Origin of the sequence: Bacillus sp. NSP9.1 (genome assembly GCF_000465465.2) — a bacterium.
Lineage (GTDB): Bacteria > Bacillota > Bacilli > Bacillales > Bacillaceae > Bacillus > Bacillus sonorensis_A.
The window spans coordinates 4464734-4488757 of sequence record NZ_CP048273.1; the positions used below are offsets into that span (position 1 = coordinate 4464734).

The window sequence follows — 24024 nt, forward strand, 5'->3', positions numbered from 1 at the left end:
TGATTTTCCAAGTGAAATGACTGCCTTCCCTAAAAAAAGAGCAAAGCCCCTAATGTCCGCTTTGCTCTTGATCTTTCGAGTGACCCCCGCCGAAAACCGCTTTTCCTGTTGACTTGATTTTGTACCAGATCCAGTCAAACACCTTATTGACTTCGTGGATCTGACCGGTGACTTGTCCGGCTGAAGCCGTATATTTTTCTCCGTTTACAATGGTTACGTCGCCATCTATTTTACCTTTTATAATCAGCTTGCCGTTTTTCACGGTTACATCGCCTTTGACAACTTCGCCCTCAGGTACGATGACCGTGTTGTTTTTCACGACGAGATTAGGCTGGCTGGACACACTGAAGTCGTGGTCATTTTGCCAGCTCGAAAAAAAGCTGCCGCCCATTAAAATCACAAATAAAGCTGCCGCCACAATAAACGGGTGGGCTTTCAGCCATCTGTTAATGGACACCGTCCGCTTTTCCTTCGGCAGATTTGCCAGCACATTAGCTGTAAAGTTTGCCGGAGCTGTAAGATGCGACGTGCTTTGCACTAGAGCAATAGACTTCTCCATTTCACGAAGGTGTTTTTTGCACCTTTCACATGATTGCAGATGCTCTTTTAGTCGCGTTTCATCTTCGGGTAGAATGTCTCCGTCAAGATATTTATGCATAAGCTGAACAATGTGCTCCGGACAGCTCATTTCATCACCCCACTTAAAGATCCCTTAATTGTTTTCTGAGAGCCTCTCTGCCCCTGTGTATTCTCGTTTTTACAGTTCCCACGGGAATATTTAAAATTTCACTGATCTCAATGAGTGAGAGCTCATCAATGTACTTTAATACGATGACCGTCCTGTATTTATCGGGAAGCCTTAAGATTTTTTCCTGAATGGTGCTGTGCAGCTCCAAAGAAATCACTTCATCCTCTGGAAGCGCAGCATCCGCCGCAACTTGGGAATACATCGTCAGTCCTTCTGTCCCTGCCACCTCTGCATCCAAATAATAGTCCGGCTTTTTTTTGCGAATGCGGTCGATGGTTAAATTGGTTGCGATTCGATAAAGCCACGTGGAAAACTTCCGGTTGATATCAAAACTGTCGATATTCACGTATGCTCTAATAAATGCTTCCTGCGCAATATCTTCCGCTTCATGCGCATTGCCGAGCATACGGTAGCAAAGCTGATAAATTTTGTCTTTATAGATATCCACGATGTCTGCAAATGCGTTACGGTCGCCTTTTTTCACCTGTTTGATTCTCTTTTTTATCATTGTTTCCATATTTATCTAACCTCTGCCTTCACCGGTCTTTATGTATACGAATTGATTTTTAAAAGGTTTCATGAAATGCATAAAAATATTTTATCAAATAAATGACAGGGTGTAGACGGTTTCCGCTGGATCGAGCGCTTAATATTAGCTTAAAATTATTATACGTAGTAAATAGATTGAATCCGAGACATATGCCGATTATAACAGCGGCCTCCGTAAGCCGCTGCCAATGTAATGTTTATAGTAACTTTTCGCCAAACAATGATCCCATTAAAGCAACTGCCGCTTCCGCGGTTTTGTTTTTCTCATCAAGGATCGGATTGACTTCAACAAACTCAGCCGATGTAATCAAATTGGATTCCTCAAGCATTTCCATCGCCAAATGACTTTCACGATAGCTGATCCCTCCTGCTACAGGAGTCCCGACGCCAGGTGCATCATGCGGATCAAGACCATCTAAATCAAGCGACAAATGAACGCCGTCCGTCCGGTCACGCAGATAATCAATCGTTTCCTCCATCACCTTCGTCATACCGAGGCGATCAATTTCATGCATCGTATACACTTTGATTTCTTTTTCACGGATCAATTTCTTTTCCCCATCATCAAGAGATCTCGCTCCAATGATGACGATGTTTTCCGCTTTGATTTTGGCACCTTTTCCACAGAGACCGGTCAGCTCCTTATGGCCGATCCCCAGGCTGATGGCCAGCGGCATTCCGTGAATATTGCCTGAAGGAGACGTTTCCCTTGTATTTAAGTCTGCATGCGCATCATACCAAATGACACCCAGATTTCGATAATGTTTCGCAAGCCCGGCAAGCGTGCCGATCGCAATGCTGTGGTCTCCGCCAAGCACGAGAGGAAATGAATCTTTTGCAACGATCTCGTCAACGGTGTTAGCAAGTTTCAAACTCGCTTTTGTAATCGCTTTCAAATTTCGTAATTCCTCCGCGTCTTCTTCTCCGCCTTCCTTCTCATCCTCTCTCTGCCCGATTGTCAAATCTCCCAAATCTTCAATCTCGCGGAAAAGGCATTCCAAACGTTCATTTACCCCCGCACAGCGGATCGCGCTCGGTCCCATATCGACTCCCCGCCTCAGCTGTCCGAGATCCATCGGCACACCAACCATTGAAATCCGTTGTTTTAACATGTGTGTATCCCCCTTTCAGACCTTCATTGTACCGTCCAATACAAAATTGACTCAACACGACATGTTTTTGAATAGTTATACAAAAAGGCAAAATAAAAAGGACATCCGACACAGGATGTCCAAAAACTGGGCTAGCTGGATTCGAACCAGCGCATGACGGAGTCAAAGTCCGTTGCCTTACCGCTTGGCTATAGCCCAAAAATGGTGGAGGGGGACGGATTCGAACCGCCGAACCCTGAGGGAGCGGATTTACAGTCCGCCGCGTTTAGCCACTTCGCTACCCCTCCAAAAAACAGTGCCGGCCAGAGGACTTGAACCCCCAACCTACTGATTACAAGTCAGTTGCTCTACCAATTGAGCTAGACCGGCATATTTTATCTTATGTTTTAACTCGTGCGGATGTGAAGACCGCTCCGAAAAATGGTGGAGGATGACGGGATCGAACCGCCGACCCTCTGCTTGTAAGGCAGATGCTCTCCCAGCTGAGCTAATCCTCCGAAGTACAGGACGTACAAGTGCATGCGTTGCAACAGGATGTTGCGCCTTTAGCATGCCTTCCTCTTCTGTCCAAAAAAGAATGGTGACCCGTACGGGATTCGAACCCGTGTTACCGCCGTGAAAGGGCGGTGTCTTAACCACTTGACCAACGGGCCAAAATCGTTTGTCCAGACAGCTCTCGTAAAGCTGACAAAAGTTATTATATACAGGATCATCCCCATTTGTAAAGGGGTAATTTAAAATTTTTATTTTCCAACTTTTCAGCTGAAAAAGACGGGAGATGATATAAAATATGAATATCTGATTTAGAGGAGAGGGGAACGTCAGAATGATATTGGTCAGCTCGTGTTTGGCAGGTGTTGAATGCCGTTATAACGGGACGCACAGCTATGTCGAAAAGATCAACAAACTCGTTCAAGAAAAGAAAGCAGCGGTTGTTTGTCCAGAAGTCCTCGGCGGTTTTGCCACTCCAAGGGAACCCGCCGAAATATCCGGCGGGACGGGTGAAGATGTTTTAAATGGAAATGCGGCCATCATCACAAGGTCAGGCGAGGACGTAACAGACCTTTATATAAAAGGCGCTTACAAAACGCTGGAAATCGCCAGGGACATCCAGGCTGACACCGTTGTATTAAAAGAAAACAGTCCGTCCTGCGGAAGCAGCCACATATACGATGGAAGCTTTTCCAGCCAAAAAGTAGCCGGAAACGGAATCACAGCAGCCCTTCTGAAAAGAGAAGGTTTCAGGGTGGTTTCCGAACATCAGCTTGATGAGCTGTAAATGCCCGTCAGAGCGCAGTCTGCAACTGCGCTCTATTTTATTCGCTCTTCAACTGATTCAGAACCATTATAAAACTAAATTTCATTATTTTTCTTTTCATGTTGAAATAAAATTCCAGAGTTAATATACTGAAAATTAAGAAATCATTCGCATTTGTGTCAGGAGGATTTGTTGATGGAAAACAGCAATTTAAGCTCCTTAACGACCGAGCGCCGAAATGAAAAGACGAAGCATATTCATCGAGCTGAGACAATCGATATACTCAAAATCATGAATGAAGAGGACAAAACAGTGGCTGAAGCGGTCGAAGCCGTGCTGCCCGACATCAAAACAGCCGTCGACTATGTGGTCGATTCGCTGAAAAAAGGAGGACGGCTCATTTACATTGGCGCTGGAACAAGCGGACGGCTCGGTGTCCTCGATGCTGCTGAATGTCCGCCGACATTCAGCATCCCTCCAGATACTGTAAAAGGAGTGATCGCCGGAGGGGAAAAAGCAATGTTCGAAGCTGTCGAAGGCGCCGAAGACCGTGAGACGTTTGGAGTGCGTGATCTGAAATCGATCCGCCTTTCTAAGAACGACACGGTCATCGGAATTGCCGCCAGCGGCCGTACCCCATATGTTCACGGCGGACTGAAATATGCCGGACAAATCGGCGCAAAAACTGTATCCCTCACTTGCAACAAAGGCTCTGCCATCAGCCAATCAGCCGACCATGCGATCGAAGTGGTCGTCGGACCGGAAGTCGTTGCCGGATCAACCAGAATGAAAGCGGCAACTGCTCATAAAATGATCTTAAATATGATCTCGACGACAGCCATGATCCAAATGGGAAAAGTCTACGAGAATCTGATGGTCGATGTCAGTGTCAGCAATGCCAAACTGAAACAACGCGCAATCCGAATCATCCAAACTGTCACAGGGGCCGATCAAAAAACAGCGGAAACAGCATTGGCTGCTGCCGAAAATCAAGTCAAAACCGCAATCGTCATGCTCAAAATAAATGCCGATCTAACCACGGCGCAAAACCTGCTGAAAGAATCAGATGGCAGCATTGAAAAAGCATTAACCATTCATGGAGAACACTCTTAAAGGAAAGGAAGAAATGATGGCTACAGGAGGATTGGAAATCATTCGAACCATGCTTCACAAGCTGCCGCAGTCCGAACGGAAGCTAGCTGAGTACATTTTAGAAAATCCGCATGACATCGTAAACAGCACCATCCACGAAGTCAGCGCTTCGGCAAAGACAAGCGGCGCGGCTGCGATCCGGCTGTGCAAATCACTCGGACTGAAAGGATTCCAGGACTTAAAAATGCGCGTCGCCGGAGACCTGATGAAACCGACTGATCAGGGATACCGGGATATTGAACCGCAAGAACAGCTTTACTCAATCGTGCAAAAAACGGCCAACAATTCGATTCAGGCGATTCGCGATACATGTGAAAACATAGATCACGAACAGCTGCAAAAAGCCATTCAATTACTGATCGGTGCAAATACGATTCACTTTTGCGGAATCGGCGCCTCCGGCATCGTCGCACAAGACGCCCAGCAAAAATTTTTAAGAATTAATAAAAGAGCAACCGCCTTTACAGACATGCACCTTGTCGCAACATTAATCGCCAATGCGGATGAACATGATATCGTATTTGCCATCTCCCACTCCGGTGAAACGCAGGAAGTCGCTAATGTATTACAGCTTGCCAAAAGATACGGCATCAAATCGATTGGATTAACCCGCTTCGGCCAGTCTGCCGTTTCTTCATTAAGCGATATCATACTGTATACATCATGTTCAAATGAAGCGCCGTTTCGAAGCGCCGCAACCTCCTCTCGTTTAACTCAGCTTTATATGATCGATGTGTTGTTTTTAGGAATGGCCGCTGAGCGATACGAAGAAATCATTCAATATATTGATCAAACAAAAGCGGCCATCAGCTTGCTAGGCAAAATGGATGACTAAAGGGGGAACCTGTGATGAGCGGAAACAAAACATACGCCATCCTGGCAAAGCAGATTTTAGAACAAATCGGCGGTGCAGAAAACGTCGCCGGCTTCACCCATTGTATGACTCGTCTGCGGATCACACCCGTCAGCCGTCAAAAGGCAAATATCGAATCGATCAAAGCGCTTGAAGGCGTCATCGGTGTTGTCGAAGAAGAAACGCTGCAAATCATTCTTGGCACTGGCGTTGTTCAGCGTGTTGCAGATGAATTTGGCAAGCTGCTGGTTTCATCTGAACAAGATGATTTAAAAGAGGCGGCTGCCAAACATAAAGCGGCCCGCTCAAAGAAAAACGCAACACCCTTTAAACTGTTTCTGCGGCGAATCGCAAGCATTTTTATTCCGCTGATCCCCGCGCTTGTTGCCTCCGGCTTAATTACCGGAATTACAAAAGCCGTTGTCCAAGCCGGCTGGCTTGCCGAAACGTCTCAGCCCGCAATCATTTTAACAGTCATCGGCTCAGGTTTGTTTGCTTATTTGGGCATCCTCGTCGGGGTAAATACAGCGAAAGAATTCGGCGGTTCCCCGGCGCTCGGCGGTCTCGCAGGGATATTGATCATGAACCCTGCCGCAGGCGACATTAAACTGTTCGGTGAAGCCCTGCTCCCTGGAAGGGGCGGTTTGATCGGCGTTTTGTTCGCTGCCGCTTTTATCGCTTTTATCGAAAAACGAGTCAGGCGCCGCACCCCTCATTCACTTGATATCATTGTGACACCTACAGTCTCCCTTCTTCTCACAGGAATCGTCACCTACGTCATCTTCATGCCTGTCGGCGGCTTTATATCAGACGCAATTACTTCAGGACTTTTAGCCATATTAAATATTGGCGGCATTGCAGCGGGATTCATATTGGGCGCCACATTTCTCCCGCTCGTTGTCACCGGGCTGCATCAGGGACTGACACCCGTTCATATGGAATTGATCAATTCCATCGGAGACGATCCTCTGCTGCCGATTTTGGCCATGGGAGGCGCGGGTCAGGTAGGGGCCGCTTTTGCCATCTACTTTAAAACGAAAAAAGCCAGGTTAAAAAGAGCGATTGGCGGCGGTCTCCCGTCAGGTTTGCTCGGCATCGGAGAACCGCTGATATTCGGTGTGACCCTTCCGCTTGGACGGCCGTTTTTGACCGCTTGCCTTGGGGCGGGAATCGGCGGAGCATTTCAAGCCTATTTCAAAATCGCGACCGTATCAATCGGCGTCTCAGGACTCCCTCTTTCGTTCCTTGTTCATACACATCAAATCTTGCTGTACGTGGTCGGTTTATTGATTTCGTATGCCGCCGGATTTCTTTTCACATATGCTTTTGGCTTCAACGACGAAATGGCCGTTGAATTTGATTAAACGTTTGTTTAAACAAAAAAGGAGTGTCGGCATGAGAAAATGGATCACCGGAAGCATCGCAGCCTTCTTATCTCTTTCATTGATTCTGCCTTCCTCAGTTTCCGCTGAGACGACAATAGCTAAGGACAGGCAGCAGCAGACATACCCCACCTTAAAGAAAGCAAAGCAGCCTGAAGAAGCCGGCTTTTCTTCAGAAAAACTAAAACAGGTCGACGATTTAATCGAGCAGGATATCAGCAAAGGTTTCCCCGGCGCTGCGCTTATCATCATCAAAGACGGAAAGATCGTAAAAAAAGAAGCATACGGTTACAAGCAAAAATACAACGGACTCAATCCGCTCAAACATCCGAGAAAGATGAAAACAAATACGATGTTCGACCTGGCTTCCAACACAAAAATGTATGCCGTCAACTTCGCTTTACAGCATTTGGCTAGCAGCGGAAAGCTTGATCTAAATGCGAAAATCTCGCGCTATATCCCCGAATTTAAAGACCGGCCCGAAGACATCATCAAAGGAAAGAATCGAATTCGGGTGATAGACCTGCTTCATCATACGGCAGGATTCCCGGCAAGCTGGAACTACTACGATCCAAATACGGCTGGCAGGCTTTATTCCCAAACGCGGGAGAAAACGCTGTCCTTTCTTTCAAAAACCCCCTTGGCATATGAACCAGGCACAAAGCAGCTTTACAGCGACGTCGATTATATGCTGCTCGGACTCGTCATCGAGAAAATCACAGGCCAGCCTTTAGATCATTATACGGAAAATCGACTTTACCGTCCTCTCGGTTTGCGGCATACCATGTTCAATCCTCTAAAAAAGGGATTTAAGCCTGCCCAATTCGCCGCCACAGAGTTAATGGGAAATACGAGAGACGGAACGGTATGGTTTCCCAATATTCGAACATATACATTACAAGGGGAGGTTCACGACGAAAAAGCGTTTTACTCGATGGAGGGCATTTCTGGGCATGCCGGTCTATTTTCAACAGTAGATGACATGGCGGTGCTTCTCCAAGTCATGCTGAACGGAGGAGGATACGGCGAGGAGCGGCTATTCAGCAAAAGGATTATTGCGCAGTTTACGAAACCGTCAAAAACAGATGCAACATATGGTCTAGGGTGGCGTCTCAACGGCAATACCGATATGGAATGGATGTTTGGAAAGCATGCCTCAAGCAGGGCATATGGACATACCGGCTGGACGGGGACTGTCACCATCATTGATCCAGCATATCAATTGGGGATTGTCTTATTGACCAACAAAAAACATTCACCTGTCATCGATCCTGCGAAAAACCCGAATCAGTTCGAGGGTGATTTATTTTCAACGGGAAAGTACGGCAGTGTGATCACTGCTGTTTATGAAGCGCTGAACAATCAATAGGAGGCGATTCTCCGAATGAAAACATTTTTTCGATGCACACTGGTCATTGTATTGCTGTCATCCCTTGCATTGCAGCCTGGCACTTCCGGTGCGGAAGCAAAACAATCGCAACAGAGCATTCAACAAATGGTGAGCGCAATGACACTGGAAGAGAAAATCGGGCAGATGCTGATGCCTGATTTCAGGAACTGGAAGAAAAAAGACGATTCCAGCGCAACAGGGTTTACGAGAATGAATGAGGAAGTAGCCGGAATCATTCAAAGGTATCACCTCAGCGGCGTGATTCTGTTCGCAGAGAATGTGACAGGCACTGAGCAGACAGTCCGATTAACCGACGGTCTGCAAAAAGCGAGCCCGGATATTCCGCTTTTGATTGCAATTGACCAGGAAGGGGGAATTGTCACAAGGCTGGAATCAGGCACGAACTTGCCCGGAAATATGGCGATCGGCGCTTCAAAAAGCAGGAAAAACGCTTACCGGTCAGGACAAATCATCGGAAAAGAATTAAAAGCATTGGGCATTAACGTCAACTTCAGCCCTGTCTTGGATGTGAACAACAATCCCGACAACCCGGTGATCGGCGTCCGCTCCTACAGCTCCAAACCGGAACTGGCCGCCCGGCTCGGCATCCAGACAATGAAAGGTCTTCAAGGCGAGCAAATCGCAGCCACCGCGAAACATTTTCCCGGCCACGGCGATACAGCGGTTGACAGCCATTACGGCCTGCCGCTTGTTCCACACGATGAAAAACGGCTCAGAAGCGTCGAACTCGTCCCATTTCAACAAGCGATCAATGCCGGAATGGACATGATCATGACGGCGCACGTCCAGTTCCCCGCATTTGACGATACAACCTATAAAAGCAAAAAAGACGGAAAAGACATCATGGTTCCGGCAACACTCTCCAAAAAAGTCATGACAGATCTTTTACGTAAAGATCTCGGTTTTGACGGCGTTGTCGTGACTGATGCCTTGAACATGAAAGCCATCTCCGACAATTTCGGTCAGGAGGAAGCCGTCGTCATGGCCGTCAAAGCAGGGGTCGACATCGCACTGATGCCGGCACAGGTCACATCCCTGGAGACGGAAAAAAACCTTGCCGCTGTATTTGATGCCCTTCTCAAAGCTGTCAGACAAGGAGAGATTCCGGTTGAACAAATCAATCACTCGGTGGAAAGAATCCTTTCCCTCAAATTGAAAAGGGGCATCCTTGACAGCGCGTCATCCGAATCGCTTCAGAAAAAAATCAAACACGCTTTAAAAACGGTCGGCAATCCAAAACACGCGAAAGCGGAAATGAAAATGGCTAGAGAAGGCGTCACCGTATTAAAAAACAACAGCCGCATCCTTCCGTTTAAGCCAAAAAAAGGGGACACCATTCTCATTCTCGCTCCTTATGAAGACCAAACAAAAGCGATCTCGAAAACAATCAAAAGCATCAAGAAAAAGGTTGTATTAAACGAATATTCCTTTGCAGAGAAAACCTTTAATGAAGATGTCCAAAAACAAATCGACCAGGCTGATTATGTCATTACAGGCTCATACGTCGTCAAAAACGACCCTGTTGTCAACGACGGAATCATCGACGATACCATTGAAGACTCAAGTAAATGGGCGACTGTTTTTCCGCGCGCAGCCATGAAATACGCCCAATCCAAACAGAAAAAATTTGTCATCATGAGCCTTCGCAATCCCTATGACACGGCAAATTTTGAAGAAGCCCAGGCGGTGATTGCGGTGTATGGATTTAAAGGCTATTCAAACGGGCGGTTCAGGCAGCCGAACATCCCGGCGGGTGTTGAAGTCATCTTCGGAAAAGCAAAACCTAAAGGAACATTGCCGGTCGACATCCCTTCCGTTACAAAGCCAGGGGAGATTTTGTACGAATATGGATTTGGATTAAATCTCAAAAACGGTAAACCGCTTCGATAAGGAGGGGATTGAATGAAAAAACAAGCGTTTTGGCTGATCACTGGATTGGTTGTCTTAAGCACACTGACGGCGGCGGCTGCCTATCCGGAAAAAGAAAAGAAAGCGAAAGTTTCACCAGGCATCGAAGTGCTCATAGAAAAGAAACGTTTTTTAAAAGGAAAGAAAGTGGGGCTCATCACAAATCCTACCGGTGTAAATGCTGAGTTGACGAGCAGCATCGATTTGCTTTACCAAGACCGAGATATTGAGCTGACAGCGCTTTTCGGCCCGGAACACGGCGTCAGGGGAGACGCGCAAGCCGGCGACGAAGTTGAATCATATATTGACGAAAAAACCGGTCTGCCCGTCTACAGTCTTTACGGTGATACGAAAAAACCCACACCGGAAATGCTGAAAAATGTTGATGTTCTTCTTTTTGATATTCAAGACGTCGGAACACGCTTTTACACCTATATCTACACCATGGCATACGCAATGGAAGCAGCCAAAGAAAACGACATTCCGTTTATCGTACTGGACCGGCCAAATCCGCAAAGCGGCACAAAAGTGGAAGGCCCGGTTCTCGACCCTGATTATTCATCATTTATCGGAAGATATCCGATCCCTTTAATACACGGCATGACAGCTGGAGAACTGGCAAAGTTTTTCACCCGGGAGTTTGACATCGGAGCTGATTTAACCGTCATCAAAATGAAGGGCTGGAAACGGAAGATGTTTTTTGAGGATACAGGGCTTCCTTTCGTCCTTCCTTCTCCAAATATGCCGACGGCTGACACAAGCATCGTTTATCCCGGCACAGGCTTAATCGAAGGCACCAACGTTTCCGAAGGAAGAGGAACAACCAAGCCTTTTGAGCTCATAGGCGCACCTTACATGAAAAGTACAGAGCTGGCAGACAAACTAAACAGCCTGAAGCTGCCCGGCGTTGTATTCAGAGCAGCATCCTTTACACCGACGTTTTCAAAGCATCAAAACAAACTGTGTCACGGTGTTGAGCTTTACGTGAAAAACCGCACCGCCTTTCAGCCTGTCAAAACCGGCATCGCGATCATAAAAACGATTCATGATCTTTATCCAAACGACTTTGAATTCCTCCCCAACAGCCATTTCAACCGCCTCATTGGCAACGGATGGGTCAAAACAATGATTGAACAAGGTGCTTCATTAGACGACACCGTTGCAAAATATGAAGCGGAGCAGAAACGGTTTATGAATGTCAGAAACAAGTATTTGCTTTATTAGGAAGAGCGGCAGGCGCTCTTCTTTATTTTTTAGGCTTAGACTGTTCAATAGCCCCCATCTCGTGTAAGATATGTAAAACTGCTTGAGGCAGGAAGTGGCATTTTAAGGGGGAGAGATTTCAACATGGAATTTTATCTTGTAGATGTGTTTGCAGAGGCAAAATACACAGGAAACCAGCTCGCTGTTTTTAAAGTCGAAAAGGACCTATCGAGTGACGAGATGCAAAAAATCGCGAGGGAAATCAATTTTTCCGAAACAACATTTATTTTTGGAAAACAGAGAAACGGCGGGTATGACGTCCGAATTTTCACCCCGGAAAAAGAAATTCCGTTTGCGGGCCATCCGACATTGGGCACAGCATTTATCATTCAAAATGAAATCGAAACTGGACTTTCTTCAAAGATCATTTTGAATGTAGAAGTTGGCGCCATTCCAGTGACGTTTGACAAAAGTGAAGATCAGGTCATTTGGATGAAACAAAACCCTCCTGTGTTTAACAAAACCTTTGACAAAGAAATGATGGCAGGCGTACTGGGAATCGATATATGCGATATAGACGCGAATTTCCCGATACAGGAGGTTTCCACAGGTCTTCCCGCGGTTATTGTTCCATTAAATTCGCTGAATGCAGTTAAAAAATGCAAAGTCAACAGAGAACGGTATGAAGCTTTTATAAAAGAAACAGAAGCCAGTCTGCTCGTTTTTTCTACGGAAACATATCATGAACAAAACGACATCAATGCCCGGGTATTTTGCGACTGTTTCAGCGTTCCGGAAGATCCTGCAACAGGAAGCGCAATCGGGGATCTCGCAGGATATTTACTGCATAACAGTTACTTAAGTAAAAATCATCTCAGCATAAGGGCTGAACAAGGGTTTGAAATAAACCGACCTTCCCTGCTTTATATTGAAGCGCAAACAACGGAAAACAGCATAGAGATCCATGTCGGCGGAAACGTTCACCTGATCGCAAAAGGAACTTGGAGAACTTGAAGATAGCGCGGGTCTTTTTATTCGTCTTAAGCCTGTAAAGAGGCAAAATCAGAAAGAAGTATTCACTGACGGCCGGCGAAAAGCGACGAATAACCAAATAACATTCACGAAGGCTAACACAATGCAGATACCGATGATTCCTAATAATGAAGGCGTCGTTCCACTAAAGGCTCCAAATATCAAAATAATTGGAATCATCGCAATAACGGCCAATAGTCCGATTCCGCAAAGAACGGCCATCACAAACTTCATTGCATTAATTCCAATCATATATACAATAAGAGGCAGCATATAAAATAGCAAAACGGTTGCCATTGCCGCCCACATACCTAATGAACCAAACTGATTAACGTTAGGTCCTGAATCCGCAAGCGGGGAAAGTGAAGCAGAGACTAACAAAGAACAAAATAGGACTGCAGAGATTAAAGTCATGATCATCACACTTACTTTATTCGTTTTAATCATTTTTCTCTCCTTAACGAACTTCAATTTAAACTTGCAGGCGGAAACATTGAGTCTGACCTTCTATGAAGGCAGACTCGTTTTTTTATCGACATGACACGATTTCTTCAACTTGCTTCTTGCCAGCATTTGGCCAAACAACGCCGCCAATATTTGTTGAAACAGCATGCCGATCACGACCGGCACGGCCACTTTCGCCGGAAAAAAACTGGTGGCCAAGACGGCGCCTGCGCTGATATTACGCATGCCGCCAGTAAAAATTAAAGCAGTGATTTCCTCCTGCGGCCGTTTCAACAGCCTGCCTAATAGCCACGCTGTTACATAGCCTGTGAAGGCCACTAAAAATACCGTCACCGCTATTGTTAAAAACCGAAGGTCAACAGATTTCAGGTAAGGAGCGACAACTGAGCTGTTAATAGCAACGACGAGGGCCAAGCCGATTTTAGAAAACGGAGCACAATTGGCGCTTAATCGCGCTGTTTTTTCCGGATCTGAAAACTGATTGACGAGCATGCCCAACAAGGAAGGGATGACAACCATTCCGAACAAGCCCTTCATCATCCCCGCCACATCCATTTCCACATGAGCACCTGCAAGCACTGAAAGGCTGAACGGCACAATAAAAGGAGAGAGGATTGTATCAATTAAAATAATCGACAGGGTCAAGCCGACATTCCCTTTATGCATGGCCGCCCAAATCATGCTTGTTATACCGGTTGGTATCACAACGCCAAGAACGAGCCCCGTAATCGTTAATGAATCCCCATGAAACACAAGGTGACCCGTAGCCAATGCCAACAGCGGCATAAATATATGCAAAACAAACAGAGCCAGCAGCATTGGCAGGGGATGAATCACCGCTGCCTTTAGAGACTGAAAGTTGGCTGCCAAACTTCCGGCAAACGTCATAAAAGCAAAAATCCACGGTACAAAATCCGCAAACCCATTTAAATAGGCTGACAGCAGCACCCCGCTGACAACGCTGACAGGCGTCAGTAAAGGCATTATTTTTCCAAGTGTTTGATTGATGGTCTGAAGCATAGGTGTAAAACGCCCGCTCTCTTTAAAACATATTTACATTAATTATAACAAAAGATGGAATATTAAAACAGGAAGGGATTGAATAAGCGGAAGACTGTGTACAGAGGAGAACACGTATCTATGCATAATAAGCCGGATTTGTTCTTTTTTTATGCGGAAGCACAGCCAAAATGGCCTCGCTTTTAAACATTCTGATCTGGCGCTTTTGGAAACAGAATGCCTTCACATAACCATTTTTGATTTGTTTAACGAGAATCGTCCTTTTTGTGAATTCGCTTTTCTTCATATAAATGATATCGACCGGAAAACAGTCTTCCATGGCCCGCTGCAGCATGTTTTGCATCTTCTCACTCCTTTCATATATTATTTTATACGAACACTCGTTCTGTTTCAAGAGTAAATTTTGGCACACATGAAAATTTTAGCAGTAAATAAGAAACTTTTTAAGGAGATCATGCGTCAGTAAATACGTCACATCTTTTAGAAGGAGTACCGCCATGTCAAGAACGTACCGAACACGAATAAAAAAAAGAAAAAGGCATAACAGAAATCGGAGACTGCTCATTTTCGCCTCTCTCCTTATTTGCGGATTAATTTATATCGCTTTTCCAAAAGCCCCAAATGATCAACAGGAACATCATGTGCAGGCAACTGAAAAACAAACAAAACCAGAGAAGAAAAAGAGCACGTCTCATAAGAAAAAAGAAGAAAAACAAAGTCATATCATAACAAAAAATGATAATGCACAATTGGACGACTATTTAAAAAGCATTGAATTCAGCGGTACAGCACTGATTGTAGACAAAGGAGAAGTTGTTACAAGCAAGGGCTATTCGTATGCAAACCGGAAACAACAGGTGCCGAATACGCCGGATACCGTCTTTTATATCGGTTCTTCTCAAAAAGCGATTATTGCAACTGCCATTCTTCAGCTTGAAGAAAAAGGACTGCTGTCAGTAAACGACCCGGTTTCGTTATACCTTCCGGATTTTCCAAATGGCACAAACATCACCCTCTATCATTTTCTGACACACACATCAGGCATTCGCGGGCATAAAGAAGGCACTGGCTATATTTCACCAGACGACCTTATACAAGACATTGAGGATCGCGGGGTTAAATCAGGGCCCGGACAATGGAATTACAAAGACTCCAACTATTCTGTTCTGGCTTACATTGTTTCAAAGGTAAGCGGCGAACCTTTAGATCAATATGTCGAAGAACATATTTTTAAACCTGCCGGCATGAAGCATGCAGGGTTTTATAAAACCTTTTCCGATCAGTCTTACCAGTCAACAGGTTATAAGCTCAATGCACTTAAAAAGCTGTATACGCCTGATATGCCTGATTTATCACAGCTTTACGGAGCAGGGGATATATACATGACCGCTTATGACATGTACTTGTTTGATAAGGCGCTTTACGACAGAAAAATTATTAGCGATAAAAGTTTCACAAAAATGTTTACGCCAAACAAAGCCACATACGGGATGGGCTTTTATATTTCTCCGGGAAGCTATTCAAGCCACGGCGTGATGCCCGGGTATAATATTTTAAACAGCTTCAGCCTGACAGGGGACAGATACGTGATACTCTTTTCCAATATCCAAAATAATATTAAATCATTTGGGACCGTCAACAATCGCATCTTCTCTATTTTAAACGGATCTTAAATTGAAAGGGATTTATTCGCTTTCGTCGAAGAAGTAATAAGACTAAAAAGACATGAGGGTTGTTTAGAATGTCAGCTTTAACGATTAGCAAATTACTGCTTGTCATCACAGTTTTAGGCTTATTTGTTTGGACTTTTAGAGGCCAAAAGCATTTCGATCAGGAAATATTCAAATACGGCAGGTACATGATCTATCTCTTGGTTTTAGAAATAGCGGCAATCGTATTATTTGGCTCCGGATAACAAAAGCAGGCATCGTGCCTGCTTTTGTCTTTTCTCTAACGAGGGTTCAGAATATATTCCCACTACAAATAACACATAAGGAAAACTTCCCGATAACCTAATTATTGCTGGCAAAACAAAAACACGGCCTCTAGCTTTTAACAAGAGACCGTGATTTGAGGATTCTTCCCTATTGTGATCACTTATTTAAACGTTTGTTTAAACCTTACGTTAAAGCGACCGCTGTATAATTCATCATCAAAACAAAAAAAGCTTTCTCATTCTTGAGAAACCAGATCGTCAGTTTTTATTAAGCTTCCAAGCGGGCTCGAACCGCTGACCTCTTCCTTACCATGGAAGTGCTCTACCTGCTGAGCTATGGAAGCATTGGCTCCGCAGGTAGGATTCGAACCTACGACCGATCGGTTAACAGCCGATTGCTCTACCACTGAGCTACTGCGGAATAAATTAAGCTTCATTTCATGCAAGGTAAAATATATAAATGGCTTGGCGGCGTCCTACTCTCACAGGGGGAAGCCCCCAACTACCATCGGCGCTGAAGAGCTTAACTTCCGTGTTCGGCATGGGAACGGGTGTGACCTCTTCGCTATCGCCACCAAACCTTATTTGAGAGGTGTTCTCTCAAAACTAGATAACGGTGTCGTAAGACATTCATTTGGTTAAGCCCTCGATCGATTAGTATCTGTCAGCTCCATGTGTAGCCACACTTCCACCTCAGACCTATCAACCTGATCATCTTTCAGGGATCTTACTTCCTTAACGGAATGGGAAATCTCATCTTGAGGGGGGCTTCATGCTTAGATGCTTTCAGCACTTATCCCGTCCGCACATAGCTACCCAGCGATGCCCTTGGCAGAACAACTGGTACACCAGCGGTGCGTCCATCCCGGTCCTCTCGTACTAAGGACAGCTCCTCTCAAATTTCCTACGCCCGCGACGGATAGGGACCGAACTGTCCCACGACGTTCTGAACCCAGCTCGCGTACCGCTTTAATGGGCGAACAGCCCAACCCTTGGGACCGACTACAGCCCCAGGATGCGATGAGCCGACATCGAGGTGCCAAACCTCCCAGTCGATGTGGACTCTTGGGGGAGATAAGCCTGTTATCCCCGGGGTAGCTATGTGCGGACGGGATAAGTGCTGAAAGCATCTAAGCATGAAGCCCCCCTCAAGATGAGATTTCCCATTCCGTTAAGGAAGTAAGATCCCTGAAAGATGATCAGGCTGATAGGTCTGAGGTGGAAGTGTGGCGACACATGGAGCTGACAGATACTAATCGATCGAGGGCTTATAAGAGAGAGGATGGCATGCATCACTGTTAGAATAAGATCGGAGGGCTCTTTGCATCAACAAGAAAAGAGTGTGCTTTATGGTCCGGCTGTTTTGATATTCCCACAATATATAAAAACCCACTCTATAAGTGGGTTTTTATATTAAGATCATTCTTCATCTTCATAGAAACCAAACAATTTCTCTTCTTCATATTCATATTTCCGACCTGACAGCGCCTAAAAATCAAGTGTTTCCTGCCTGTTGTGCAAAGAGACAACTGCCAAAAAACCATGCTGGAAACCATTGGATTTACCTTCACAAATACAGGATAAGATTGGCCACCTGTTATTCAAACTGAAAATATACTTGATTCCCCGCTTCCATTTGAAATGAGTATATCATTTCTTACATATATGTCAATTTATATATTTAAAAATTTACATATGATATACTGTAGATATTTAAGTTGAAAAGAAGGAGATGATACATGATGCAAAAAAACAAGCATCATTTATTAAGCGAGGGGGTGTTTTTCCCTTTAATAACAGCTTCTCTCAAAGGCATCTCTCAAGTCATCCTGATTGAGAATGTAATGACCGGCTTTCTAATTCTGATAGCCATCACTGTTTCTTCTTATTATTTAGGCATAATTGCTCTGTTGTCCGCTATTATCGGCACCTTAGCAGGGAAATTGGGGGCGGCAGATGAAAAGAATATAAATCAGGGTTTGTTAGGATATAATTCTGTGTTAACTGGAATGGCATTGGCATCATTCTTAACTGGCCCTTACATGTGGCTTATCGCTTTAATTGGGGCAGCCGCAGCAGCCATCTTCACAGCCGCCATGATGCATTTTACGAAAAGAACCGAAGTTCCAATTCTTACATTCCCCTTTGTTATCCTGACATGGTTTATATTATTAGCTTCATACAAATTAAAAGGGATTAGATTAAGTTCTGCCCTGGTACCTCAGGATTTAACACACTGGGAACTAAAGACAGCAGGTGAAGTCAATTTAATAGACGGGGTCTTTCATGGAATTGGACAAGTATTTTTTCTTAGTAACACAGTATCTGGGATTTTAGTATTCCTCGCCGTATGTTGGGCAGGAAGAAAACTAGGACTATATACAGTTATCGGAAATGCAGTTGCTATCATCAGTGCTGCATAGATCGCCATTCCAACCGGATGCGTGTAATCAAACGTTTTTTGGATCCAGTTCGTCACATCGTTGGTACCAAAGAATGAAGCCACGGTCCGCGGTGTAATGATAAACGAAACAGCAAAGATAACCGGAATAACACCCGCCGGGTTAACCTTCAGCGGCAAGTGTGTTGACTGACCGCCAGGAACCGGTGAACGGCCTGAACCTTTCGCATATTGAATTGAGATTTTTCTTACTGCCTGTTGGATAAAAATCACGCCAACGACAATCGCCACAATCGCAACCAATATGATGACAACCTTTAAGATTTGCAAGAACAACTGATCTCCAGCGTCTGTAAACTGCTGAGCGTAGATCTGATTGACCGTCTGCGGAATACCGGCAACGATACCGGCGAAGATGATAATCGATATTCCATTACCAACTCCATGGGACGTAATTTGTTCTCCCAGCCACATTAAAAAAGCAGTTCCGGCAGTCAGCACAATCGCAATGGTCAAATAAGTACCGAATCCCTGAAATGAATTGCGGAAAATGGTCGGATATTAAGTCTTCCACGATGCCGGTATCATTGACAACGCGGCTGACGGTTTCGCCGCTCGTCTTTTCGTCAAAGTACCGAACGGGGAGTCGCAGCAATTTAAACCACATCCGCTCACGCAAGGAAGCGACGACTTTTTGCCCGGCATAGGCAAGAAAATAGGTGGAAAACCCGTCGCAAATCGCTTGAATGATAAAAACGAGCGCGAGGATTCCCGCTAAGGCGATGTTGATCGATTGGGCGGAAAAGCCGTCAACCATTTCCCTCGTTAAAAGCGGGATGGACAGCCCCACCAATGTCGTAATCAGGCTTGTGCTTAAGCCGATTGCTAATGCGAGTTTAGGGACGTTGGATGAGAGAATCAATGAGAAGAACGGTTTTATGCTGGTTGGTTTGTTCTCTGTTTTCATTTGCTTGCCTCCTTTCTGTAACGAATCATACTACGAGATAGGCGGCAAAAGGTTTCCAAGCCTGCCGTTTTTTTATTTAACTTTAAGGTTGACAGATGAAAGAGGTGTAACTATTATTATTACATAATGTAACTTGTGTAGTTACAAATGAGAAAGGAACAAAAAACATGACCTTGAACATGAAGGATAAGCCGAATAATACGAGAAATGAAAGCATATAAGCGAAATCCTCCGATTGGATTTTTTCGCGTTTTAAAGAGAAGGGCTTCTCCTGTGAACGCGAGGGGGTTTGATTATCCGTATTTTAACATAAAAAAGCCTTGTTGAGTGACTCTCAACAAGGCTTCCCATTATTCGACGATAAACGGCTCCTCTGTCAGCACATAGCTTGATTTTCCTTTAGAAGAGGCGTAAGCGAGCATATGATATTTGCCCGGTTTAAGGGCGGTTGTATCATTGATCTTTCCGTTCCATTGATATGTTTGATACCCTTTTCCTTGGTTTTTATAAACCCCTGCCTGTCAAACAGAACCTGCTGGATATTGTCAGCTTCTTCCTGTGTGATGGCGACAAGGGACACTTCCGCTTCTTTGCCGTCACCGGCCGTTTCGACCTGAAGCTTGACAAGCTTAAACATTTGCTGGATGAGACCCGCGCTCGTGTTGATCGTTTGAATGCGCTCAATCGGAATGTACCTTTTCTTTCTGGTGATCAGACCTTCCTCGATCCGCAGTTCATCCTCCTCAATCCGATAGGTGAATTTCCGCCATTTGATTATGCTGCTTGCAATCAAAAAAAGGAAAATCAGCACACCCGCAGCAGCCGCCAAACATAATATCTTTTTCAATAGAACACACTCCTCTTATTTCTTTAGCTCACTGATCAGCCTTGCTTCATCCCAGACTTCGATGTTCAGCTCTTCAGCTTTGGCCAGTTTGCTGCCTGCCGCTTCGCCGGCAATGATAAGATCGGTTTTTTTGCTTACACTGCCTGTGATTTTTCCCCCGAGCGCTTCAATTTCCGCTTTCGCGTCGTTTCGCGACATCTCGCTGAGCTTACCGGTCAGCACGATCGTTTTTCCGGCAAAATAGGAATCGCTGTCTTCGGCGGCCGCTTGTTCAGCGGCTTTAATAATATAACATCAAGCCCACTGTATTGTCAATAATTTTTTTCGAAATTATTTTTTGGGGCTTTTTCATGTCGGCTGTTCATCAGCGACGAATAACAATATACCATACATAAAGAAATGAAGTCAACCACGTTTTTAATTTTTTTCTAATGACGAATAATTGTTATGTTCTATTTTAAACAAGCATAGGATGAAAACAAAGCAGCATGGACAAGGAGGAGTTTTTCTGTGAACCATTTTTATGTATGGCATATAAAACGGATTAAGCAGCTGATCATTATTATGATTGCCGCTTTTGCCACTGCCAGTTTTTTTTATATGCAAAACCTGCTTCCTCTTCCTGTGTTTTCAACAGACGGCGGATCAAAAGCAGTGTATCGGGGAGATAAGGACTCCAATGAAGTGGCCCTGACATTTAATATCAGCTGGGGAGACCAAAAAGCAATCCCGATTTTAAATACATTAAAAGCAAACGGAATAAAAGATGCCACTTTCTTTATTTCCGCTTCATGGGCGGAACGCCATCCGGATGTCGTGGAAAGAATTCAAAAAGACGGCCATCAAATCGGCAGCATGGGCTATGCCTATAAAAACTATTCGCAAATGAAGAAAAGCGAGATCAAAAAAGATCTGACAAAGGCGCAAAATTCGTTTCAAAAGTTGGGTATCGATGACCTGACTCTGCTCAGACCGCCTACCGGCCAGTTCAATAAAGATGTACTTGATGTCGCCAAACAGTACGGCTACACTATCGTACATTATAGTATCAATTCCGATGACTGGACGAACCCGGGCGTTCGGAAAATTGTTCAAAACGTCAATGACACAGTGAGTGCAGGAGACATCGTTCTTTTTCATGCGTCAGATTCGGCGAAGCAGACAAAAGAAGCCCTGCCTGAGATCATCCATCATCTGCGGGGCAAGGGGCTCAAAAATGTATCCGTGAGCGAGTTGATCTCCAATACCGATGCTCAATCTTCCGAAGTGAAATAACAAAGGCTATGTACGACTTAAGAATTTCGGCAGCATTAAAAGCTGAAAAGCGTTGCAGCTTAATAAAGGGAGCAGCATTAAATAAAGCCAGTCCTCTTCATTCACCCTTAACGCCGGGAACCATTCCAAGACCGTAAACACGACCATTAAAAACAACGCGGAAACAAATGTTTTTTTTGAGGACTGTTTTTGTTTCATATAGGCTGCTACAAGTCCAACCGCCAATATAAACAACGGCAGCCAAATATACGGGATGAATGCTCCCCCTTCTTCTTCAAAAAACAAATAACGCAAATACACTAAATCGAACGTGACAAATATAACTAAAAACAATTGAATGGAATTCCACAAAGAATGGGATCTGAATATTTCAAGCGCAAATCGATGAATCGTTAAAAAAATGACATACCCCATTTGGGCAATCACACTAAAGATCATGCCCACCCCGATAAACCAAAATAAAACAGAAAGAATTTCAAGAACCTCAAAGGACAAAAACAGTTCCTTATACCTTCCCCACTCTATCCCAAAACCGACAATGCTTGTAGTCAATGCTCCAACACCTAACACAGAAAAGAAAAATCGGACAAGATTACGGCTTTTCATTTAGACTTTCCAACCCCTAAATTGCCGCTTCATGCAGCGATATTTTGTTATGTATAAATTCATCAAAGACATTCATATTAAAAGTAAGAAGAGTTTTCGAAAGGAGCTTAAGCATGTTCAAACACGCAATGCTATGGATAAGCTGTTTTCTGTTTCTATCTGTAACAGCTTGTGCTCCCAAGGACCAAGCAGCTGAGCTGGACTATGAGGAAACAAAAAAAATGGTTGTCGATATATTAAAAACAGATGACGGAAAAAAGGCGATTCAGGAAATTTTAAATGATGACAAATTGAATGAAACACTTGTAATGGATGAAAAGACCGTCAAAGAGACCGTCGAAAAAACACTGACTTCAAAAAAGGGAACCGAGTTCTGGAAGAAAGTTTTTGAAGACCCGAAGTTCGCTGAAGGCTTTGCCAAAACGCTTGAAAATGAGCATGAAAAGGTACTCAAAAAGCTGATGAAAGACCCTGACTATCAAAAAATGCTCATGGAGGTCATGCAGGATCCGGCAATGGCCAAAAAATACGGCGAACTGGTCAAGAGCCAAGAATTTCGAACCCATCTTAAAGAAGTAATAACCGAAACTCTTACAAGTCCCCTTTATAAAAAGCAGTTTGAAGAAGAACTGAAGAAAGCGGCCGCCGAAAGCATGAAGGAAGAATTAAAGGGCGGCGAGGAAAAACAAAGCTAAACGCTTCGCCTGACCTCATCACCTGGCTTCTTCTCCGGAAGAAGCTTCTTTTTCATGCTTGCGGGCTGATGCTTTGATCGATTTTTTTGGCAATATCTAAATAGATCTCACCTGTCGGATGGTTTTGATCATACACGGATGGTGCAAAATCATCATCATCCCAATCCGGCTGCCTGAGCGGTATTTTGCCTAAAATAGGGATGCCTAGTTCTTCGGCAAGCTTTTCGCCTCCGCCTTTGCCAAAGACGTATTCCTTTTCGCCCGTCTTGGCACTTTCAAAATAAGCCATATTTTCAACGATTCCCACGATTTCATGGTCGGTCTTCAACGCCATAGCCCCTGCTCTGGCGGCGACAAATGCTGCCGTCGGATGCGGTGTCGAAACGATCACTTCCTTGCAGCTCGGTAGCATGGAATGGACGTCAAGCGCGACATCACCGGTACCTGGCGGAAGGTCTAAAATAATGTAATCGACATCTCCCCATTCCACCTCGTGAAAGAAGTTATTCAGCATTTTCCCAAGCATCGGGCCCCTCCAAATGACAGGTGCATTATCTTCAACGAAAAAGCCCATCGAGATCACTTTGACGCCAAGTCTTTCGACAGGGACAACCTTCTCGCCTTCTATTGTAGGCCGCACCGTGATTCCCATCATATCAGGCACGCTGAAACCGTAAATATCGGCATCAATCAAGCCGACTTTTTTTCCGAGACGCGCAAGGGAGACAGCCAAGTTTACCGAAACCGTCGACTTGCCGACACCGCCTTTTCCGCTTGCAACGGCTAAGAAAACGGGCTGTTTATCACTGTTCAGCAATGACTTGCCTTGGCCTGGAGCGGGCTCTTGATATTTCATGACCACTTCTTCCGGCAGCTCTTCAAATCGCAGTCCCACCGTCTCTGCACCGGCTTCCTTCAGTCTTGTAACGATCTCCTGCTGAAGCTGCATCTGTTCGGCAGATCCCGTTTTTGCGAGCGCCACTTTTACGCTGACATGCTGCTTTTCAGGCTTTATTTTAATGTCTTTGACAGCATCCAGTTCGCTGAGCGGCTTATGAAGAAAAGGCTCGTACAAATCGCCGACTATTTTATTTACATCGTCTTCTCGCATCATTGAATCTCACCCTTTGTTGTATTCGTTTACAAAATAAGTATAGCATATCTTTCCTTTCAGTGTCTTTGACGCAATGCGGAAAACGCAGGA

At 44.8% G+C, this 24024-nt stretch carries 20 protein-coding genes, 7 tRNA genes, 1 rRNA gene, 5 pseudogenes and 2 other annotated features; of the genes and pseudogenes, 12 read left to right on the top strand and 21 right to left on the bottom strand.

Translation table 11 applies throughout. From position 1 onward, the window contains the following. Positions 1 to 49: 49 nt before the first annotated feature. The 8 genes from rsiW to M654_RS22960 form a co-directional block, all read right to left on the bottom strand. A complete protein-coding gene (rsiW, locus tag M654_RS22925; RefSeq protein ID WP_026585615.1) occupies positions 50 to 688 on the bottom strand; it encodes an anti-sigma-W factor RsiW in 639 nt (212 codons plus the stop codon). 13 nt (positions 689 to 701) lie between these two features. Further along, positions 702 to 1265 carry an RNA polymerase sigma factor SigW gene (gene sigW, locus M654_RS22930; protein WP_026585614.1) on the bottom strand — a complete coding sequence of 188 codons (564 nt, stop codon included), beginning with the start codon at positions 1263 to 1265 and terminating at the stop codon, positions 702 to 704. Between the two features lie 229 nt (positions 1266 to 1494). Continuing rightward, positions 1495 to 2409 carry an arginase gene (rocF, locus tag M654_RS22935; protein ID WP_026585613.1) on the bottom strand — a complete coding sequence of 305 codons (915 nt, stop codon included), beginning with the start codon at positions 2407 to 2409 and terminating at the stop codon, positions 1495 to 1497. Positions 2410 to 2535: 126 nt separating this feature from the next. Further along, a tRNA-Gln gene (locus M654_RS22940) sits at positions 2536 to 2607 on the bottom strand. A gap of 4 nt (positions 2608 to 2611) precedes the next feature. After that, positions 2612 to 2696 (bottom strand) — tRNA-Tyr (locus M654_RS22945). A 9-nt stretch (positions 2697 to 2705) separates the two neighbouring features. Beyond that, positions 2706 to 2778 (bottom strand) — tRNA-Thr (locus tag M654_RS22950). Between the two features lie 52 nt (positions 2779 to 2830). Continuing rightward, a tRNA-Val gene (locus M654_RS22955) sits at positions 2831 to 2906 on the bottom strand. Positions 2907 to 2987: 81 nt separating this feature from the next. Beyond that, positions 2988 to 3062, bottom strand: a tRNA-Glu gene (locus M654_RS22960). 173 nt (positions 3063 to 3235) lie between these two features. On the opposite strand from M654_RS22960, the gene M654_RS22965 reads away from it, so the two are divergent. From M654_RS22965 to M654_RS23000, 8 genes are all read left to right on the top strand, one after another. After that, positions 3236 to 3688 carry a 2-thiouracil desulfurase family protein gene (locus M654_RS22965; RefSeq protein WP_026585612.1) on the top strand — a complete coding sequence of 151 codons (453 nt, stop codon included), beginning with the start codon at positions 3236 to 3238 and terminating at the stop codon, positions 3686 to 3688. 174 nt (positions 3689 to 3862) lie between these two features. After that, positions 3863 to 4780, top strand: a complete 918-nt coding sequence (gene murQ / locus M654_RS22970) for an N-acetylmuramic acid 6-phosphate etherase (protein ID WP_081692805.1) — start codon at positions 3863 to 3865, stop codon at positions 4778 to 4780. 16 nt (positions 4781 to 4796) lie between these two features. Then, positions 4797 to 5654, top strand: a complete 858-nt coding sequence (locus tag M654_RS22975) for a MurR/RpiR family transcriptional regulator (RefSeq protein WP_026585610.1) — start codon at positions 4797 to 4799, stop codon at positions 5652 to 5654. Positions 5655 to 5668: 14 nt separating this feature from the next. Next, positions 5669 to 7036, top strand: coding sequence for a PTS transporter subunit EIIC (locus M654_RS22980; RefSeq protein ID WP_026585609.1), 1368 nt, complete (start codon positions 5669 to 5671; stop codon positions 7034 to 7036). A gap of 31 nt (positions 7037 to 7067) precedes the next feature. Further along, the gene (gene pbp4b, locus M654_RS22985; RefSeq protein WP_026585608.1) at positions 7068 to 8423 is read left to right on the top strand and encodes a penicillin binding protein PBP4B; all 1356 of its coding nucleotides are present in this window, start codon (positions 7068 to 7070) and stop codon (positions 8421 to 8423) included. Between the two features lie 15 nt (positions 8424 to 8438). Next, complete coding sequence (locus M654_RS22990) at positions 8439 to 10355, top strand: glycoside hydrolase family 3 protein (protein WP_026585607.1); 1917 nt, start codon at positions 8439 to 8441, stop codon at positions 10353 to 10355. 12 nt (positions 10356 to 10367) lie between these two features. Continuing rightward, a complete protein-coding gene (locus tag M654_RS22995) occupies positions 10368 to 11597 on the top strand; it encodes an exo-beta-N-acetylmuramidase NamZ family protein (RefSeq protein ID WP_026585606.1) in 1230 nt (409 codons plus the stop codon). Between the two features lie 123 nt (positions 11598 to 11720). After that, complete coding sequence (locus M654_RS23000) at positions 11721 to 12590, top strand: PhzF family phenazine biosynthesis protein (RefSeq protein ID WP_026585605.1); 870 nt, start codon at positions 11721 to 11723, stop codon at positions 12588 to 12590. A gap of 48 nt (positions 12591 to 12638) precedes the next feature. Here M654_RS23000 and M654_RS23005 read toward each other — a convergent pair whose 3' ends face one another. The 3 genes from M654_RS23005 to M654_RS23015 form a co-directional block, all read right to left on the bottom strand. Next, positions 12639 to 13055, bottom strand: a complete 417-nt coding sequence (locus M654_RS23005) for a DUF5391 family protein (RefSeq protein ID WP_372708730.1) — start codon at positions 13053 to 13055, stop codon at positions 12639 to 12641. Between the two features lie 60 nt (positions 13056 to 13115). Continuing rightward, on the bottom strand, positions 13116 to 14093 hold the full coding sequence (locus M654_RS23010; RefSeq protein WP_026585603.1) for a bile acid:sodium symporter family protein: 978 nt from the start codon (positions 14091 to 14093) through the stop codon (positions 13116 to 13118). 118 nt (positions 14094 to 14211) lie between these two features. Further along, positions 14212 to 14436 (bottom strand): WYL domain-containing protein, encoded by a 225-nt coding sequence (locus M654_RS23015; protein ID WP_026585602.1) that lies wholly within the window; start codon positions 14434 to 14436, stop codon positions 14212 to 14214. 154 nt (positions 14437 to 14590) lie between these two features. Here M654_RS23015 and M654_RS23020 point away from each other — a divergent pair, with 154 nt between their 5' ends. Further along, complete coding sequence (locus M654_RS23020) at positions 14591 to 15766, top strand: serine hydrolase domain-containing protein (protein WP_026585601.1); 1176 nt, start codon at positions 14591 to 14593, stop codon at positions 15764 to 15766. 534 nt (positions 15767 to 16300) lie between these two features. On the opposite strand, the gene M654_RS23025 is transcribed toward M654_RS23020, so the two are convergent. From M654_RS23025 to rrf, 3 genes are all read right to left on the bottom strand, one after another. Further along, positions 16301 to 16373 (bottom strand) — tRNA-Thr (locus M654_RS23025). Positions 16374 to 16375: 2 nt separating this feature from the next. Continuing rightward, positions 16376 to 16450: transfer RNA gene (locus tag M654_RS23030), tRNA-Asn, on the bottom strand. Between the two features lie 42 nt (positions 16451 to 16492). Further along, positions 16493 to 16608, bottom strand: a 5S ribosomal RNA gene (rrf, locus tag M654_RS23035). 67 nt (positions 16609 to 16675) lie between these two features. Then, positions 16676 to 16938, bottom strand: a sequence feature (23S ribosomal RNA rRNA prediction is too short). Positions 16939 to 16953: 15 nt separating this feature from the next. Continuing rightward, positions 16954 to 17293 (bottom strand) — a sequence feature (most likely nonfunctional fraction of RNA operon). Between the two features lie 580 nt (positions 17294 to 17873). On the opposite strand from rrf, the gene M654_RS23040 reads away from it, so the two are divergent. After that, a complete protein-coding gene (locus M654_RS23040) occupies positions 17874 to 18452 on the top strand; it encodes an urea transporter (RefSeq protein WP_236251234.1) in 579 nt (192 codons plus the stop codon). Here M654_RS23040 and M654_RS23045 read toward each other — a convergent pair. From M654_RS23045 to M654_RS23060, 5 pseudogenes are all read right to left on the bottom strand, one after another. Further along, positions 18422 to 18961 (bottom strand): annotated as a pseudogene (locus M654_RS23045) (preprotein translocase subunit SecY); the annotation flags it as partial. The gene M654_RS23040 and the pseudogene M654_RS23045 sit on opposite strands and share 31 nt — an antisense overlap. Further along, a pseudogene (locus tag M654_RS23050) lies at positions 18957 to 19397 on the bottom strand (ABC transporter transmembrane domain-containing protein); the annotation flags it as partial. The pseudogenes M654_RS23050 and M654_RS23045, both read right to left, overlap by 5 nt. A gap of 350 nt (positions 19398 to 19747) precedes the next feature. Then, positions 19748 to 19918, bottom strand: a pseudogene (locus M654_RS24475) (hypothetical protein); the annotation flags it as partial. Beyond that, a pseudogene (locus M654_RS23055) lies at positions 19912 to 20223 on the bottom strand (PH domain-containing protein); the annotation flags it as partial. The pseudogenes M654_RS24475 and M654_RS23055, both read right to left, overlap by 7 nt. Before the next feature lie 36 nt (positions 20224 to 20259). After that, positions 20260 to 20508, bottom strand: a pseudogene (locus M654_RS23060) (BRCT domain-containing protein); the annotation flags it as partial. A 246-nt stretch (positions 20509 to 20754) separates the two neighbouring features. Between M654_RS23060 and pdaB the strand changes: the two are divergent. Next, complete coding sequence (gene pdaB / locus M654_RS23065) at positions 20755 to 21519, top strand: polysaccharide deacetylase family sporulation protein PdaB (RefSeq protein WP_026586037.1); 765 nt, start codon at positions 20755 to 20757, stop codon at positions 21517 to 21519. 6 nt (positions 21520 to 21525) lie between these two features. Here pdaB and M654_RS23070 read toward each other — a convergent pair whose 3' ends face one another. Continuing rightward, complete coding sequence (locus tag M654_RS23070; protein WP_026586038.1) at positions 21526 to 22125, bottom strand: KinB-signaling pathway activation protein; 600 nt, start codon at positions 22123 to 22125, stop codon at positions 21526 to 21528. A gap of 113 nt (positions 22126 to 22238) precedes the next feature. On the opposite strand from M654_RS23070, the gene gerD reads away from it, so the two are divergent. Next, positions 22239 to 22820, top strand: coding sequence for a spore germination lipoprotein GerD (gene gerD, locus M654_RS23075; protein WP_026586039.1), 582 nt, complete (start codon positions 22239 to 22241; stop codon positions 22818 to 22820). 52 nt (positions 22821 to 22872) lie between these two features. Here the strand turns inward: gerD and M654_RS23080 are convergent, their stop codons facing one another. Then, positions 22873 to 23934 (bottom strand): Mrp/NBP35 family ATP-binding protein, encoded by a 1062-nt coding sequence (locus M654_RS23080; RefSeq protein ID WP_026586040.1) that lies wholly within the window; start codon positions 23932 to 23934, stop codon positions 22873 to 22875. Between the last annotated feature and the right edge of the window lie 90 nt (positions 23935 to 24024).

Bases quoted from the DNA above. Each gene is read 5' to 3' on its own strand.
- rsiW (WP_026585615.1), bottom strand. From the start codon at position 688: ATGAGCTGTCCGGAGCACATTGTTCAGCTTATGCATAAATATCTTGAC.
- sigW (WP_026585614.1), bottom strand. From the start codon at position 1,265: ATGGAAACAATGATAAAAAAGAGAATCAAACAGGTGAAAAAAGGCGAC.
- rocF (WP_026585613.1), bottom strand. From the start codon at position 2,409: ATGTTAAAACAACGGATTTCAATGGTTGGTGTGCCGATGGATCTCGGA.
- M654_RS22965 (WP_026585612.1), top strand. From the start codon at position 3,236: ATGATATTGGTCAGCTCGTGTTTGGCAGGTGTTGAATGCCGTTATAAC.
- murQ (WP_081692805.1), top strand. From the start codon at position 3,863: ATGGAAAACAGCAATTTAAGCTCCTTAACGACCGAGCGCCGAAATGAA.
- M654_RS22975 (WP_026585610.1), top strand. From the start codon at position 4,797: ATGGCTACAGGAGGATTGGAAATCATTCGAACCATGCTTCACAAGCTG.
- M654_RS22980 (WP_026585609.1), top strand. From the start codon at position 5,669: ATGAGCGGAAACAAAACATACGCCATCCTGGCAAAGCAGATTTTAGAA.
- pbp4b (WP_026585608.1), top strand. From the start codon at position 7,068: ATGAGAAAATGGATCACCGGAAGCATCGCAGCCTTCTTATCTCTTTCA.
- M654_RS22990 (WP_026585607.1), top strand. From the start codon at position 8,439: ATGAAAACATTTTTTCGATGCACACTGGTCATTGTATTGCTGTCATCC.
- M654_RS22995 (WP_026585606.1), top strand. From the start codon at position 10,368: ATGAAAAAACAAGCGTTTTGGCTGATCACTGGATTGGTTGTCTTAAGC.
- M654_RS23000 (WP_026585605.1), top strand. From the start codon at position 11,721: ATGGAATTTTATCTTGTAGATGTGTTTGCAGAGGCAAAATACACAGGA.
- M654_RS23005 (WP_372708730.1), bottom strand. From the start codon at position 13,055: ATGATTAAAACGAATAAAGTAAGTGTGATGATCATGACTTTAATCTCT.
- M654_RS23010 (WP_026585603.1), bottom strand. From the start codon at position 14,093: ATGCTTCAGACCATCAATCAAACACTTGGAAAAATAATGCCTTTACTG.
- M654_RS23015 (WP_026585602.1), bottom strand. From the start codon at position 14,436: ATGCAAAACATGCTGCAGCGGGCCATGGAAGACTGTTTTCCGGTCGAT.
- M654_RS23020 (WP_026585601.1), top strand. From the start codon at position 14,591: ATGTCAAGAACGTACCGAACACGAATAAAAAAAAGAAAAAGGCATAAC.
- M654_RS23040 (WP_236251234.1), top strand. From the start codon at position 17,874: ATGACCGGCTTTCTAATTCTGATAGCCATCACTGTTTCTTCTTATTAT.
- M654_RS23070 (WP_026586038.1), bottom strand. From the start codon at position 22,125: ATGAAAAGCCGTAATCTTGTCCGATTTTTCTTTTCTGTGTTAGGTGTT.
- gerD (WP_026586039.1), top strand. From the start codon at position 22,239: ATGTTCAAACACGCAATGCTATGGATAAGCTGTTTTCTGTTTCTATCT.
- M654_RS23080 (WP_026586040.1), bottom strand. From the start codon at position 23,934: ATGATGCGAGAAGACGATGTAAATAAAATAGTCGGCGATTTGTACGAG.